The sequence below is a fragment of the Caballeronia grimmiae genome (genome assembly GCF_022879615.1).
In the GTDB taxonomy this organism is placed as follows: Bacteria; Pseudomonadota; Gammaproteobacteria; order Burkholderiales; family Burkholderiaceae; genus Caballeronia; species Caballeronia grimmiae.
The window spans coordinates 1086325-1101144 of record NZ_CP084271.1 but is presented as its reverse complement, the minus strand read 5'-3'; the positions used below and the strand labels follow the sequence as shown (position 1 = coordinate 1101144).

The window sequence follows — 14820 nt, the reverse complement described above, 5'->3', positions numbered from 1 at the left end:
ACCCGTTATTCCCAGTCGAGGCCGCCCTTTCTCCAGATGTAGGCGAAGCCGAGCAGGAATTCGAGCAGAAAGATCATCATGGCCATGAAGCCGGGCCAGCCGATATCACGCAGAGCCACGCCCCACGGAAACAGGAACGCCGTCTCAAGGTCGAAAATGATGAAAAGAATTGCGACGAGATAGTAACGCACATCGAACTTCATACGGGCGTCTTCGAAGGCTTCGAAGCCGCACTCGTAAGGCGCGTTCTTTTCGGTGTCAGGCTTGCTGGGACCGAGAATCTTGCCGATGCTGACCAACGCTATACCTAAACCAAGGCCCACCACGAGGAACAAGAAGACGGGGTAATAGGGTGCGAGGTTCAAGGCTATCCTCAGATCGGTAGGTTCGGTCAGTCGATGATTGGGCGCTTCTGCCGGGACAGACCACCCGGCGACGGAACTCACTTGGGACCACTCACGATGCCACACGGCAGCATAAGGGTACTCCAGAAGTGACAATGCCAGCCGAAGCGAAGCAAGCGGCTGGCATTGGATAACTTTTGGTGCCGACGGCGAGACTCGAACTCGCACAGCTTTCGCCACTACCCCCTCAAGATAGCGTGTCTACCAATTTCACCACGTCGGCACTGTACTGCAATCCGGGAAAACAACTTCTTAATTGCCGCGAATCGCTTCAAGACTTGAATTATAACTAGGCCTCAAGAATTGTTCAACGCATAAAACACGAATTTCGCGAAAATATGTCCCGGACGTTATTTCGGTACGTCAGTGCCCGGCGCCGCCGATGCGGGAGCCGTTGCAGCGGGTGCCGAGGCACCCGAAGCGGGCGCTGATGCAGCCGGAGCGGCGCCGCCTAGCACGCCAGCCGACGTCTGCGGCTTGTAGCTGCCGAGATAGGTCAGCGCAAGCGTCGTGATGAAGAAGATCGCCGCGAGGACGGCGGTGGTGCGCGAGAGGAAGTTCGCCGATCCGGTCGCGCCAAACAGGCTTCCCGATGCCCCGCTGCCGAACGCCGCGCCCATGTCCGCGCCCTTGCCGTGTTGCAGCAGCACGAGCCCGATAACGCCAAGCGCCGACAGCAACTGGACGACGATAATCAATGTCTTCAAATACAGCATTTAAACTCACCTAGATCTTGATGTTTCCGTGACACTCACGTGCCGCGACTTACTCTTTCTACTGCCCTGCGTCCGGCCGCTTATCGCGTCGCGGTGTGCGCCGCCTGGCAGATCGCAAGAAAATCTTTCGACTTCAGCGACGCGCCGCCAATCAGCCCGCCGTCGATGTCCCGTTGCCCGAACAATTCCTGCGCGTTCTCGGGCTTCACGCTGCCGCCATACAACACCGGTACGTTCGCTACCGCTTCGCCCTTTTCGGCCAGCTTGCCGCGCACGAACGCGTGAACGCCCTGCGCCTGCTCGGCCGTCGCGCTCTTGCCCGTGCCGATCGCCCACACCGGTTCATAGGCGATGACGATGCGCGCCGCTTCCGCCGCGCTCAACATAAGCAGCACGGCGTCCAGTTGCGCGCCGATGACTTGCTCCGTCGCGCCGGATTCGCGCTCTTCGAGCGTTTCGCCGATACAGACGATCGGCGTCAAACCCGCTTCCAGCGCACGACGCGCCTTCGCCGCGACGAGCTCGGGCGTTTCGCGATGATACGCGCGCCGCTCCGAATGTCCGACGATCGCGTACGTCGCGCCGAAATCGGCTGCCATTTCCGCAGCGACTTCACCGGTGTAGGCGCCTTGCGCGTGCGCCGAAATATCCTGCACGCCCCAGCGCAACAGCGAGCCCGAAAGCAACGCCTGCGATTGCGCGAGATACGGGCACGGCACGCATACGCCGACACTCACGCCATTCTGCAAAGCCGATGCGCCTGCGGCGACTTCGGTCAGCAGGGCCGCGTTGTCCTTGATGCGACCATGCATCTTCCAGTTGCCCACCACCAGTTTTGCTCGTTCTCTGGACATTGTCTCGTCGCTCGGCGGCTTTCGACAGCCGCCTTCTTAGTCGATCAGACGGCCTCTCGATACGGAAGCCGCCCTGTTATTGGAATGAAGCGCTGTGACTGCAAACTGCTTACAAAACAGGCGATTTTACTGTGATACCGCGAAACCGGTCAAACCGCCAAAGCGGCTGCCGTTGCATTGTGCTGTCACGCGTTGTCGCGCCAGTCGAGCACGATCTTGCCAACGTGGGTGCTGCTCTCCATCAACGCATGCGCGGCCGCCGCCTCGGCCGCCGGAAATACCTGGTGGATCACCGGCTTGATGCGTCCCGCTTCAATCTCCGGCCACACGCGCTCCTTCAGCTTCGCGGCGATCTTCGCCTTGAACGCAACAGGACGCGGACGCAGCGTCGAGCCGGTGATAACGAGCCGGCGGCGCAAGATGTCGTTCAGGTTGATTTCCGCCTTCGCGCCGCCGAGCAGCGCGATCACGCAGATGCGGCCGCCGTCGGCCAGCGCCTTCAGCTCGCGCGGCAGATAGTCGCCGGCGACCATATCGAGAATGACGTCGACGCCGCGATCGTTCGTCAGCGATTTCACCACTTCGACGAAATCTTCCGTCTTGTAGTTGATCGCGCGCTCCGCGCCGAGCGATTCGCACGCGCGGCACTTTTCGTCGCTGCCGGCGGTGGCGAACACGCGAAAACCGAGCGCCCGCGCAATCTGAATCGCCGTCACGCCGATCCCGCTCGATCCGCCCTGCACGAGCAGCGTCTCCTCCTCACCGTTCTCGCCGGCGCCGAGATGCGCGCGCTCGAACACGTTGCTCCATACGGTGAAGAACGTCTCGGGCAGCGAGGCCGCTTCGATATCGGAGAGGCCTGCCGGCACCGGCAGGCATTGCTCGATCGGCGCGACCGCGTATTCCGCATAGCCGCCGCCCGCGAGCAGCGCGCACACGCGATCGCCCTTCTTGAGACCGAACGGGTTGTGCTTCGAATCGAAGTCGCCATCGACGATCTCGCCCGCCACTTCCAGCCCCGGCAAATGCGACGCGCCCGGCGGCGGTGCATACGCGCCCTTGCGTTGAAAGACGTCGGGCCGGTTCACGCCCGAAGCCGCGACCTTGATCAGCACTTCGCCCTCGCCCGCTTCGGGCATCGGACGCTCGCCCAGCTTCAGCACTTCGGGTGCGCCGAACTCCGTGATTTCGATGGCCTTCATAGCTTTCCCCTGAATGCGTGGCAGGTTGATCGAATGACGCTACGGCTCGAATCGGATGGCAGTGCGCACGCGACGCGCGCTTCACGCGCCACACTGCCATCGAATCCGATGACGCGTCGGACAATGCATAGCCCGAACGCCGTCATACATGAAAACGGCCGGCTCGCGCAGGCGAGCCGGCCGTCGACACATTACCGCATTACTGCTGCGGGTGCGTCGTCTCGGCTGGGGCGCCTTCGTTCAGCAACGCCTTGGCCGACAGACGCACACGGCCCTTCTCGTCCGTCTGGATGACCTTGACCTTCACGATCTGGCCTTCCTTCAGATAGTCGTTGATGTCCTTGACGCGCTCGTTGACGATTTCCGAGATGTGCAGCAGACCGTCCTTGCCCGGCAGGATGTTCACGATCGCGCCGAAATCCAGAAGCTTCAGCACCGGACCTTCGTAGATCTGGCCGACTTCCACTTCAGCCGTGATGTTCTCGATGCGCTTCTTCGCCTCGGCCATGCCTTCGGAACTCGTGCTTGCGATCGTCACCACGCCGTCGTCGGAAATATCGATGGTCGTGTTGGTCTCTTCCGTCAGCGCGCGGATCACCGAACCGCCCTTGCCGATCACGTCGCGGATCTTTTCCGGGTTGATCTTCAGCGTGATCATGCGCGGCGCGAACTCGGACAGTTCCGTGTTCGTGCCCGGCACGGCGCTGGTCATCTTGCCGAGGATGTGCATGCGGCCTTCCTTCGCTTGCGCGAGCGCGACCTGCATGATTTCCTTCGTGATGCCCTGGATCTTGATGTCCATCTGCAGCGCGGTCACGCCTTGCGCCGTGCCGGCCACCTTGAAGTCCATGTCGCCGAGGTGATCTTCGTCGCCGAGGATGTCGGTCAGAACCGCGAACTTGTTGCCTTCGAGAATCAGGCCCATTGCGATGCCCGCGACGTGCGCCTTCATCGGCACGCCGGCGTCCATCAGCGCGAGGCAGCCGCCGCAGACCGAAGCCATCGACGAGGAACCGTTCGATTCCGTGATTTCCGACACGACGCGGATCGAGTAGCCGAACTCGTCGGCGCTCGGCAGACACGGGACGAGCGCGCGCTTCGCCAGGCGGCCGTGGCCGATTTCGCGGCGCTTCGGCGAACCGACGCGGCCGGTTTCGCCGGTCGCGAACGGGGGCATGTTGTAGTGGAGCATGAAGCGCTCGCGGTACTCGCCTTCGAGCGCGTCGATGTTCTGCTCATCGCCCTTCGTGCCGAGCGTGGCGACGACCAGCGCTTGCGTCTCGCCGCGCGTGAAGAGCGCCGAGCCGTGCGTGCGCGGCAGCACGCCAGTGCGGATTTCGATCGGACGCACCGTGCGCGTGTCGCGGCCGTCGATACGCGGCTCGCCGTTCAGGATCTGCGTACGGACGATCTTCGCTTCGATGTCGAACAGAACGTTGCCGACGGTGGCCGCATCCGCTGCCGCCGTGCCCGATGCCGCCGCTTCTTCGGCGAGCTTCGCGGACGTCGCCGCGAAGACTTCCTTCAGCTTGGCCGAACGCGCTTGCTTGTTGCGCAACTGGTAAGCCGCTTCGAGTTCCGGCTTGGCGATTTCGGTCACGCGCGCAATCAGCGCTTCGTTCTTGGGCGCCGGCTGCCAGTCCCATTCCGGCTTGCCGCCGTCGCGCACGAGTTCGTGGATCGCGTCGATCGCGGTTTGCATCTGGTCGTGACCGTACACGACCGCGCCGAGCATCACTTCTTCCGAAAGCTGCTGCGCTTCGGATTCGACCATCAGCACCGCGCGCTCCGTGCCGGCGACAACCAGATCCAGCGCCGATTCCTTCATCTGCGCGCGCGTCGGGTTGAGCACGTATTCGTTGTTGATGTACGCGACGCGTGCGGCGCCGACCGGGCCGTTGAACGGCAGGCCGGAAACGGCCAGCGCTGCGGACGCGCCGATCAGCGCGGGAATATCCGCCGGAACTTCCGGGTTCAGCGACAGGACGTGGATCACGACCTGCACTTCGTTATAGAAGCCTTCCGGGAACAGCGGACGCAGCGGACGGTCGATCAGGCGCGAGATGAGCGTCTCGCCTTCCGACGGACGGCCTTCGCGGCGGAAGAAGCCGCCGGGGATCTTGCCGGCCGCATAGGTCTTTTCGAGGTAATCGACGGTCAGCGGGAAGAAGTCCTGACCCGGCTTGGCCGTCTTCGCGCCGACGACCGTGGCCAGGACCACGGTGTCTTCCACGTCGACGACGACCGCACCGCTCGCCTGGCGCGCGATTTCACCCGTTTCGAGGCGGACGTTGTGTTGTCCCCACTTAAATTCTTTGACGATTTTATTGAACATTGCGACTCCTTCTAGGTTGCGCCGCGCCTTCGATCGAGCGCATGAGGCTACCGAGCGGCGCTGGGCTGGGACGGTCCCGCGCCACGCTTGAGAGGTGTGTTATGCCATTCCAGCGCGACGCGCGTTCGCGCCGCCGTGCCGCGCTGGAATGACACAAAGCTCTGCCGCGAGGCTGGACCGTGCATCGGACCGGATGACTCATCCGGGTAAAACTGAAACTGCTGACTTCAACAACACGTGCCGACCGACACAAACTTCGATCAGGCACCACTTCGCGAGCGGATCGCGCAAAAACAAAATGCCTGTATCAGCGAACTGACACAGGCACTTCGTTAGAACGCTGGCCGCGAAGCCACGTTATGGGCCAATTACTTGCGCAGACCCAGCTTTTCGATCAGCGAGCGATAACGGTCCGCATCCTTGCCCTTCAGGTAATCGAGCAGCTTGCGACGGCGGCTCACCATGCGCAGCAGACCGCGGCGGCTGTGGTGGTCCTTCGTGTGGGCCTTGAAGTGGACGGTCAGTTCGTTGATGCGGCTCGTGAGCAGTGCAACTTGCACTTCGGGGGAGCCGGTGTCGTTGGCGCCGCGCGCGTACTCAGCGACGACGTCGGATTTCTTGACTTCTGCTACGGACATTTGCTTTTCCTTTGAAACAGACAGGCGGTCACGGAAGAAAGGCCGTGCCGTGGTTTGCTTCGACGGACTCGGCGTGAGCCCGTCTCCTTTCATCTCTGGCTTTACGCCAAAAACGAAGCGCAAAGTATAGCACAGGGCATGGCCGGCACGCGACTGCCCCGGCGCTTAGCGCGACGGCCGCGCCATCTTGCAGGTCGTCGCCTGCGCGGTGGCTTGCGCCGGCACGGCAAGCAGCGTGCGAAAGCCGTATCCCGATCCTTCGTTGTCGAACTTCACGCCCGGCGCGCCGGCCTTGTCCATCTCCATCACGTAAAGGGGCTGAATCAGTTGATGATCGGCCGCGCGCATCGTCGATGGATGGAAGCCGCCGCCGTCGGACCGCATGCCTTCGAGCGCGCGCGCCACGGCGAGCGGATCGGCGCTGCCGGCGCGTGTCATGGCGGCGGCGAGCATGTCGATCATCATCGGCATGCGCAGCACGAGGTAATCGTCCGATGCGGCCGGAAAGCGCGCGCGGAACGCCCGGTAGTACGCGTCGGATGCCGCGCCGCCCGCGTTGGGATGCCAGTCCGCGACGGCGATCACGCCCTTCACGCCGGCATCGCCGAGCGCGGCCGGCGCGCCCAGACTATTGCCGTAGAAGGTGTAGAACTTCGTGTTCAGCCCCTGCTCGCGCGCGGCCTTGACCAGCAGCGTCAGATCGTTGCCCCAGTTGCCGGTGACGATCGCATCCGCCCCGCTCGCGCGAATCTTCGCTATATACGGCGCGAAGTCCTTCACGCGTCCGACGGGATGAAACTCGTCGCCCGCGATCGCGACGTCGGGCCGCTTTTCCTGCAACGCGCGCCGCGCCTCACGGCTCACGTCGTGACCGAAGCTGTAGTCCTGATTCAGCAAATAGACTTTCTTCACGGCGTGGTCGCGCGCCAGCGCATCGGCCAGCGCGTCCATGCGCATGCCGGCGTGGGCATCGAAGCGGAAATGCCAGAAACTGCACGCGTCGTTGGTGAGCGCGGGATCGTCGGCGGAATAATTGAGGAACAGCACGCGGCGATCAGGCTCGCGCGCATTCTGCTTGTCGATGGCGGCGACGAGCGCCGCCGCTACCGCGGAACTGTTGCCCTGCATCACGAAGCCGATTTTCTCGTCGATCGCGGCGCGCAATTGCACGAGACTGGCTTCGCTGCTGCCCTTGCCGTCGAGCACGACCAGTTGCAGCGGGTGCATGCCATCCGCGAGCTTCACGCCGCCCTGCGCGTTCACGCGCCCCACGCCGAAGCGCAGATTGCGCTCGACCGCCGCGCCTGCGTTCGCGAACGGACCGGACATGCCTTCGATCATCGCGAGCTTGATCGGCGGCAGATCGGCGGCGCTGGCCTGAACGCATATCGACGCGACGCACGCGAGCAGCCATCGCAATTTTTTCGGGGGATGAACGCTTGCCATCGATCCTTCCGGGAGAGAAGAAGCGCGGATCATAGGCCGGGCTGTGGGCGCGACGCAAGAGCGCATGCATCTTGCGCCGCGTGTCAGAATCACGGAAAACGACGAACGATTCCCGCCTCTGCGCGGGGACAAGCACGTGGAGGCTGCAATGCTGCAATCATTCATCCGTCTGCGCGGCGCGCTGGCATGCGCGGGGGCCGCGCTTCTGCTGTCGGCTTGCGCGCAACCGTGGCAGAACTATCAGCCGGGCGCGGATGCATCGACGATTACCGCGCGCCTCGGCCCGCCGCGGGAAGTCTATGACTTGCCCAACGGCGGCAAGCGCCTGATGTGGCCGACGCAGCCGCTCGGCGAATTCACCACCGCCGCGGATATCGATGCGTCGGGCAGGATCGTCAGCGTGCGGCAAGTGCTCGACGAGAACGAGTTCTATAAAGCGCAGATCGGCACGTGGACGAAGGACGACGTCCTCGTGAACTTCGGCCGGCCGGTCGAAACGTCGTACTTTCCGCTGATGAAGCGGGAGGTGTGGACGTACCGCTATATGGAAGCGAACTTCTGGTATCTGATGTACAGCTTTTATTTCGACGATCAGGGCGTCCTGCGCACGACCCAGAAATCGCCCGATCCGCTGCACGATCCCGACCGGCGCAGTCTCTTCTGACGCAGCCCAAATGCAACGAAGCCCTCGCTCGGAGGGCTTCGTTGTTCAGGCGGACCGCTCGTGCGTCAAAGCTGCGGATTGAGCTTTTCGACCTTCGAGTGCAGCTTGTTCAGCGCCGCGATATACGCCTTCGCCGATGCCGCGACGATATCCGGATCGGTGCCCACGCCATTCACGATGCGCCCGCTCTTCGACAGACGCACCGTCACTTCGCCCTGCGCCTGCGTGCCGGTCGTGATCGCGTTGACCGAATACAGCACGAGTTCCGCACCGCTATCCACCTTCGATTCGATCGCGTGCAGCGTCGCATCGACGGGACCGTTGCCGCGCGCTTCGCCCGTGACTTCCGCGCCTTCCACCGCGAACACGACGCTCGCTTGCGGCTGCTCGCCGGTCTCCGAGTGCTGCTTCATCGAGACGAAGCGGAAATGCTCCTTGGCCTGCGCTTCCGCCGATTCTTCGGACACGATCTGCATGATGTCTTCGTCGAAGATTTCGGCCTTGCGGTCGGCGAGATCCTTGAAGCGCGCGAACGCGGCGTTGACGTCGGCTTCGGATTGCAGCGACACGCCCAACTCCTCGAGCCGCTGCTTGAACGCGTTACGGCCGGACAGCTTGCCGAGCACGATCTTGTTCGCGCTCCAGCCCACGTCTTCCGCGCGCATGATTTCGTAGGTGTCGCGCGCCTTGAGCACGCCGTCCTGGTGGATGCCCGACGCATGCGCGAACGCGTTCGCGCCGACCACCGCCTTGTTCGGCTGCACAACGAAACCCGTAATCTGCGATACGAGCTTCGAGGTCGGGACGATCTGCGTCGTATCGATGCCGACATCCAGCCCGTAGTAATCCTTGCGTGTCTTCACCGCCATCACGATCTCTTCGAGCGACGTATTGCCGGCGCGCTCGCCCAAGCCGTTGATCGTGCATTCCACCTGACGCGCGCCGCCGATCTGCACGCCAGCGAGCGAGTTCGCCACCGCCATGCCGAGGTCGTCGTGGCAGTGCACGGAGAAAACTGCTTTGTCCGAATTCGGGATGCGCTCGCGCAGCGTCTTGACGAGGTTGCCGTAGAGCTCGGGCACGCCGTAGCCGACCGTATCCGCGATATTGATCGTGCGCGCGCCTTCGGCAATGACGGCTTCCAGCACGCGGCACAGGAAGTCGATGTCCGAGCGGCTGCCGTCTTCCGGCGAGAACTCGACGTCGTCCGTGAACTTGCGCGCGAAGCGGACCGCGAGCCGCGCCTGTTCATAAACCTGCTCCGGCGTCATGCGGAGCTTCTTTTCCATGTGGAGCGGCGACGTCGCGATGAACGTGTGGATGCGGAACTGGTTCGCGGGCTTGAGCGCATCGGCGGCGCGCTGAATGTCTTTGTCGTTGGCGCGGGCGAGCGAGCAGACCGTGCTGTCCTTCACGAGCGAGGCGATGGTGTTGATCGCGTCGAAATCGCCGTTCGAACTCGCCGCGAAGCCCGCTTCGATCACATCGACTTTCATGCGCTCGAGCTGCTTGGCGATGCGAATCTTCTCCTCCTTCGTCATCGAAGCGCCGGGGGACTGCTCGCCGTCGCGCAAGGTCGTATCGAAGATGATCAACTTGTCTGCTGCCATTTTGGGCTCCTGTGGGGAGATTTATCGATTGTTGGGAATATCGAGATGAAACGACAAAACGGAATCCGGGTGTTCGCGCCACCGCTGGCGTCGAAAACCTTGAACGAGCAGACGGGAGGCGAAAAGAATCAGCGCGCGAGCGGCGCTAGTAGCGATAGCGCGCGTAGCAGCGCACCAGCCGGAGAAAACGAGAGGGGGAACGAAGAAAAGTTCATTCGAAAACTATAACGGCTTTTGGATACGCGTGCAATGAGGCTTTCCGATGGGATTCATAGCCGGGACATTTGCTCTCTCGAGCGGGGCCAAAAACCAAAAAGCCTGCGTTCGCGAGGAAGCAGGCTTTTCGTTGACTGTCATAAGACAGCGATCGGGCGATCAGTAGCCGCCGAGCGTGGCGCTTACGCGCTGACGCAATTCGCTGCCGTCGCCGATCTGGGCATTCTCGATACGGCGCGCACCCTGGAAACGCTGTTCCCAGTAGCCGCTTTCCATGTCGTCGACGCGAATCGTGCTGCCGGTGGACGGCGAGTGCACGAACTTGTTGTCGCCGATATAGATGCCAACGTGCGAGAACGACCGGCGCATCGTATTGAAGAACACGAGGTCGCCCGGCTTGAGATCCGACACGCGGACCTTCTCGCCCACACGGCTCATTTCTTCCGCGCGGCGCGGCAGCGTCATGCCGAGCGTGTCCTGGAACACGTAGCGCACGAAGCCGCTGCAATCGAGGCCGGAGTCCGGCGTATTACCGCCCCAGCGATAACGCACGCCGATCATGTTGAGGGCGCCGACGACTACGTCGCCCGCTTTGCTCGCCATGCCAGAAAGGAAAGACTTCGCGCCGCCGGGAGTGCTCGTGGTGTCGAGCGTGGCTGCATCGGTGGGCTTCGAAGTGAGATTGCCGTTGCCGGCATTTTGGCTGTAACTGTTGACTTCGTCGGCAAACGCGCCCGAAGTTGTTGTCATCAGAAGGCCGATCAACATGCCAGCGGCAGCGCGCGCGCATGTCTGAGTCAGTGTGAGTGGCTGCATCGGTCGGTAGGTTTTACAATTAAAGACTGAAAAATCAGTGAGATATGCGAAAGTTTGAACGCATACTAGCCACAAAGTATTTAACTGTCAAAAGAAATAGAAAAATACGATGGACGCGGACACGCAATTGACGAAAAAGAAAGATTTTTAGGAATTAAGGGCAGCCGCCAGCAGCTTTCGTGTGTATTCGTCCGACGGATTCGCAAAAATCTTCTCCACGTCCCCGGCTTCGACGACATTTCCATCTCGCATCACCGCGACCCGGTGCGCCATCGCGCCGATCACTTGGAGATCGTGGCTGATGAAGACATAACCCAGGTTGTGCTTTCTTTGAATATCGGCAAGAAGCGCCAGAACTTGAGTCTGGATTGAGACATCGAGCGCGCTGGTCGGTTCGTCGAGAATCAAAATACTCGGCTCGAGCACGAGTGCGCGTGCAATCGCGATGCGTTGCCGCTGGCCGCCCGAGAACTCGTGCGGATAGCGCGTGAGCGCGGTGCGATCCAGCCCGACCTCGCGCAATACGGCGATGACCTTGGCGCGCCGTGCGTCTGCGTTGAGTTCCGGCCGGTGCAGCGCCAGCCCTTCCCCGACGATCCGCTCCACCGTCTGCCGTGGCGAAAGCGAACTGAACGGGTCCTGAAACACCACTTGCAGGTTTGAGCGCAGCACCGTTTTTTCGCGTCCGCGAAAATCCTGCAGCGCCTTTCCCTGGAACTCGACGCTGCCGTGCGAGATGCGTTGCAGGCCGAGCAGCGCCATCGCGAGCGTGGACTTCCCCGATCCCGATTCCCCGACGATCCCGAGCGTTTCCCCTTGCCGGACCGAAAGCGTGACGTCATCGACCGCCTTGAAGCGGCCACGCCCGAACCAGCCGGCAAAGCCCGGCAGCCGCGTCGGATATTCCACGCGGACGTCTTTCGCATCGAGCAGCACGGGCGCGATCGGCAGCACGGGCAGCACGCTGCGCTTCGGCCGGCTCTGCAAGAGGCGCTGCGTATAGGGATGCTGCGGCGCCTCGAAGATGGCATCGACCGTGCCGCTTTCGACGAGCACGCCCTTCTCCATCACCGCGACGCGCTGGGCGAAGCGCCGCACGAGATTCAAATCGTGCGTGATGAGCAGCACCGCCATGCCGCGCTTGGCGGCTTCGTCGCGCTGCAGCTCGAGCAGCAGTTCGACGATCTGCGCGCGGATCGTCACGTCGAGCGCGGTCGTCGGCTCGTCGGCGAGCAGGAGGCGCGGCCGGCATGCGAGCGCCATCGCGATCATCACGCGCTGCCGCTGTCCGCCCGAAAGCTGATGCGGATAGCTGTCGACGCGTCGCTCCGGCTCGGTGATGCCGGTGCGCGCCAGCAGCGCGATAGCCCGCTCGCGCGCCTCACGCGGACTTGCGCCGTCATGGAGCTGGATGGTTTCGCTGATCTGATCGCCCACCGTGTAGAGCGGGTTCAGCGCGGTCATCGGCTCCTGAAAGATCATCGCGATATCGGAGCCGCGCAGGCCGCGCATCGCGTGCTCGCTTTTCGTGAACAACTCCTCGCCGGCGAAGCGAATCGAGCCGCTGACTTCCGCATCGCGGATGAGCCGCAGGATCGACAGCGCCGTCACGCTCTTGCCCGAACCGGATTCGCCGACGAGCGCCACGCGCTCACCGGGCCGAATGTCGAGACTCACGCCGTCGACTGCCAGCGTGTCGCCGAAGCGCACGCGCAGATCGTCGATGGACAGCAACGGTTCGCTCACTGCCCGCCTCCCGCTTTCACCGCATCCGCGATGCGCGTGTCGAGCGCGTTGCGCAGGGCGTCGCCCATGAACGTGAGCAGCAGCAGCGTCGCGACGAGCACGCCGAACGTCGACAGCGAAATCCACCACGCATCCAGATTCGCTTTGCCCTGCGCGAGCAGTTCGCCGAGCGAAGGCGTCGGCGACGGCACGCCGAGGCCAAGAAAATCGAGGCTCGTGAGCGCGAGAATCGCCCCGCTCATCCGGAACGGAAGGAACGTAATGACCGGCGTCAGGCTATTGGGCAGGACGTGCCGCCAGATGATCTGCCAGTTCGACAGGCCCATCGCGCGGGCGGCGCGCACGTAGTCCTGCGTGCGATTGCGTAAAAACTCCGCGCGCACGTAGTCCGATAGCCCGATCCACCCGAACAGCGACAGCAGCACGATGAGCAGCACGAGACTCGGCTCGAAAATCGACGCGAAGATGATCAGCAGATAAAGCTCCGGCAGCGCGCTCCAGATCTCGATCAATCGCTGCCCGACGATATCCGTCCTGCCCCCGAAGAAGCCCTGCACCGCGCCCGCCACCACGCCCAGCACCGTGCCGATGGCCGTCAGCACCAGCGCGAACAGCACCGACACGCGAAAGCCGTAGAGCAGCCGCGCGAACACGTCGCGGCCGCGATCATCGGTGCCGAGCCAGTTTTCACGCGATGGCGGCGCGGGGTTCGAGCCCTTCGAGAAGTAATTGAGCGTGTCGTAGTAATAGTGATTCGGCGGATACACCGCGAAGTTGCCGGGCGCGCTGAAGCGGTCGCGCACGAAGGGATCGAGATAATCGGCCGGCGTCGGGAAGTCGCCACCGAAGGTGGTTTCCGGATAGGTCTTCACGAGCGGGAAGTACAACTGCCCCTGATAGCGCACGACGAGCGGCTTGTCGTTCGACCACAGCGGTCCGGCGAGACTGATGACGAACGCGGCGACGAACAGCACGAGGCTCCAGTAGCCGAGCCGGTTCTGCCGGAAGCGCAGCCACACGCGCCGCCCGGGCGTGATCGATACTTCGCTCGAAAGCGGCTGGCCGTCGCTGGCGGTCGCGGCGCGGCGCGACGATGCGGCTCGATTCAAAGTCAGCGCTCCAGTTGCTCGAATTGAATGCGCGGATCGACCCAGACATAACAGAGGTCCGAGATGAGCTTCGTCGCGAGCCCGATCAGCGTGAAGAGATAGAGCGTGCCGAGCACGACCGGATAATCGCGCCGCACGACGGATTCGTACGAAAGCAGCCCGAGCCCGTCGAGCGAAAACAGCGTTTCGATCAGCAGACTGCCCGTGAAGAACGCGCCGATGAACGCCGCCGGGAAACCGACGATCAGCGGCAGCAGCGCGTTGCGAAACACGTGCTTCCACAGCACGCGCCGCTCCGACAATCCTTTGGCGCGCGCGGTCAACACATACTGCTTGCGGATTTCATCGAGGAAGGCGTTCTTCGTGAGCATCGTGACGATGGCGAAACTGCCCACCACCGACGCCACCACCGGCAAGGTGATGTGCCACAGATAATCGACGATCTTCCCGCCGAGCGAGAGCGTCGCCCAGTTGTCCGAAGTCAGATTGCGCAGCGGAAACAGTTGCAGGAACGTGCCGCCGCCGAATAGCACGAGCAGCAGCACGCCGAGCACGAAGCCCGGAATCGCGAAGCCGATCAGCACGATGAGGCTCGTCGCGACATCGAAGCGCGAGCCGTTTCTGACCGCTTTCGCGATGCCGAGCGGCACCGATATCAGATAGGTGATGAAGAACGTCCATAAGCCGATGCTGATCGACACCGGCAGCTTCGACACGATCAGCGACCACACGCTCTGATGCCGGAAGTAGCTTTCGCCGAGATCGAAGCGCGCGAACTTGCCGAGCATCGAGAGGTAACGTTCGAGCGGCGGCTTGTCGAAGCCGTACAGCGCCTTCAGTTGTGCAATCTGTTGCGCATCGACGCCGGTATGCGCGCGCATGCCGAAGCCCCCGCCACCGCCTCCGCCTCCGCCTTCCGCATTGCCGCGCCGCAAATCATGCACGGCCTGCTCGACCGGCCCGCCCGGCACGAACTGGATCACAACGAACGTGAGCGTGAGCACGCCGATGAGCGTCGGGATCATCAACAGAATGCGCTTTGCGATGTAGCTCCACATGCTCTT

Annotated in this window: 13 protein-coding genes and 1 tRNA gene; 1 reads left to right on the top strand and 13 read right to left on the bottom strand. The window is 62.7% G+C overall.

From position 1 onward, the window contains the following. Nucleotides 1-5: 5 nt before the first annotated feature. From LDZ21_RS05250 to LDZ21_RS05215, 8 genes are all read right to left on the bottom strand, one after another. Nucleotides 6-365: an NADH-quinone oxidoreductase subunit A gene (locus tag LDZ21_RS05250; protein ID WP_035959388.1), complete on the bottom strand. Its 360-nt coding sequence runs from the start codon at nt 363-365 to the stop codon at nt 6-8. 177 nt (nt 366-542) lie between these two features. Next, nucleotides 543-627, bottom strand: a tRNA-Leu gene (locus LDZ21_RS05245). Nucleotides 628-754: 127 nt separating this feature from the next. Beyond that, a complete protein-coding gene (gene secG, locus LDZ21_RS05240; protein ID WP_035959390.1) occupies nt 755-1120 on the bottom strand; it encodes a preprotein translocase subunit SecG in 366 nt (121 codons plus the stop codon). Nucleotides 1121-1200: 80 nt separating this feature from the next. Then, on the bottom strand, nt 1201-1974 hold the full coding sequence (tpiA, locus tag LDZ21_RS05235; RefSeq protein WP_244794511.1) for a triose-phosphate isomerase: 774 nt from the start codon (nt 1972-1974) through the stop codon (nt 1201-1203). 185 nt (nt 1975-2159) lie between these two features. Beyond that, on the bottom strand, nt 2160-3176 hold the full coding sequence (locus LDZ21_RS05230) for an NAD(P)H-quinone oxidoreductase (protein ID WP_244794509.1): 1017 nt from the start codon (nt 3174-3176) through the stop codon (nt 2160-2162). Between the two features lie 199 nt (nt 3177-3375). Then, nucleotides 3376-5511, bottom strand: a complete 2136-nt coding sequence (pnp, locus tag LDZ21_RS05225; RefSeq protein WP_035959393.1) for a polyribonucleotide nucleotidyltransferase — start codon at nt 5509-5511, stop codon at nt 3376-3378. A gap of 368 nt (nt 5512-5879) precedes the next feature. Beyond that, the gene (gene rpsO, locus LDZ21_RS05220) at nt 5880-6149 is read right to left on the bottom strand and encodes a 30S ribosomal protein S15 (RefSeq protein WP_035959394.1); all 270 of its coding nucleotides are present in this window, start codon (nt 6147-6149) and stop codon (nt 5880-5882) included. 165 nt (nt 6150-6314) lie between these two features. Further along, nucleotides 6315-7595, bottom strand: coding sequence for a branched-chain amino acid ABC transporter substrate-binding protein (locus LDZ21_RS05215; RefSeq protein ID WP_244794507.1), 1281 nt, complete (start codon nt 7593-7595; stop codon nt 6315-6317). 148 nt (nt 7596-7743) lie between these two features. Here LDZ21_RS05215 and LDZ21_RS05210 point away from each other — a divergent pair, with 148 nt between their 5' ends. After that, nucleotides 7744-8259 carry a hypothetical protein gene (locus LDZ21_RS05210; RefSeq protein WP_244794505.1) on the top strand — a complete coding sequence of 172 codons (516 nt, stop codon included), beginning with the start codon at nt 7744-7746 and terminating at the stop codon, nt 8257-8259. A 65-nt stretch (nt 8260-8324) separates the two neighbouring features. On the opposite strand, the gene LDZ21_RS05205 is transcribed toward LDZ21_RS05210, so the two are convergent. From LDZ21_RS05205 to LDZ21_RS05185, 5 genes are all read right to left on the bottom strand, one after another. Continuing rightward, complete coding sequence (locus LDZ21_RS05205) at nt 8325-9869, bottom strand: 2-isopropylmalate synthase (RefSeq protein WP_035959395.1); 1545 nt, start codon at nt 9867-9869, stop codon at nt 8325-8327. Nucleotides 9870-10244: 375 nt separating this feature from the next. Beyond that, nucleotides 10245-10901 carry a C40 family peptidase gene (locus LDZ21_RS05200; RefSeq protein WP_035959397.1) on the bottom strand — a complete coding sequence of 219 codons (657 nt, stop codon included), beginning with the start codon at nt 10899-10901 and terminating at the stop codon, nt 10245-10247. A 147-nt stretch (nt 10902-11048) separates the two neighbouring features. Continuing rightward, nucleotides 11049-12647, bottom strand: a complete 1599-nt coding sequence (locus LDZ21_RS05195) for an ABC transporter ATP-binding protein (protein ID WP_244794503.1) — start codon at nt 12645-12647, stop codon at nt 11049-11051. Next, nucleotides 12644-13756, bottom strand: coding sequence for an ABC transporter permease (locus tag LDZ21_RS05190; protein ID WP_244794501.1), 1113 nt, complete (start codon nt 13754-13756; stop codon nt 12644-12646). Before LDZ21_RS05190 ends, LDZ21_RS05195 begins: the two co-directional genes overlap by 4 nt. Before the next feature lie 2 nt (nt 13757-13758). Then, nucleotides 13759-14814, bottom strand: a complete 1056-nt coding sequence (locus tag LDZ21_RS05185) for a microcin C ABC transporter permease YejB (RefSeq protein ID WP_244794499.1) — start codon at nt 14812-14814, stop codon at nt 13759-13761. Between the last annotated feature and the right edge of the window lie 6 nt (nt 14815-14820).

Coding starts and splice junctions, on each gene's coding strand:
- secG (WP_035959390.1), bottom strand. CDS start 1,120: ATGCTGTATTTGAAGACATTGATTATCGTCGTCCAGTTGCTGTCGGCG.
- tpiA (WP_244794511.1), bottom strand. CDS start 1,974: ATGTCCAGAGAACGAGCAAAACTGGTGGTGGGCAACTGGAAGATGCAT.
- LDZ21_RS05230 (WP_244794509.1), bottom strand. CDS start 3,176: ATGAAGGCCATCGAAATCACGGAGTTCGGCGCACCCGAAGTGCTGAAG.
- pnp (WP_035959393.1), bottom strand. CDS start 5,511: ATGTTCAATAAAATCGTCAAAGAATTTAAGTGGGGACAACACAACGTC.
- rpsO (WP_035959394.1), bottom strand. CDS start 6,149: ATGTCCGTAGCAGAAGTCAAGAAATCCGACGTCGTCGCTGAGTACGCG.
- LDZ21_RS05215 (WP_244794507.1), bottom strand. CDS start 7,595: ATGGCAAGCGTTCATCCCCCGAAAAAATTGCGATGGCTGCTCGCGTGC.
- LDZ21_RS05210 (WP_244794505.1), top strand. CDS start 7,744: ATGCTGCAATCATTCATCCGTCTGCGCGGCGCGCTGGCATGCGCGGGG.
- LDZ21_RS05205 (WP_035959395.1), bottom strand. CDS start 9,869: ATGGCAGCAGACAAGTTGATCATCTTCGATACGACCTTGCGCGACGGC.
- LDZ21_RS05200 (WP_035959397.1), bottom strand. CDS start 10,901: ATGCAGCCACTCACACTGACTCAGACATGCGCGCGCGCTGCCGCTGGC.
- LDZ21_RS05185 (WP_244794499.1), bottom strand. CDS start 14,814: ATGTGGAGCTACATCGCAAAGCGCATTCTGTTGATGATCCCGACGCTC.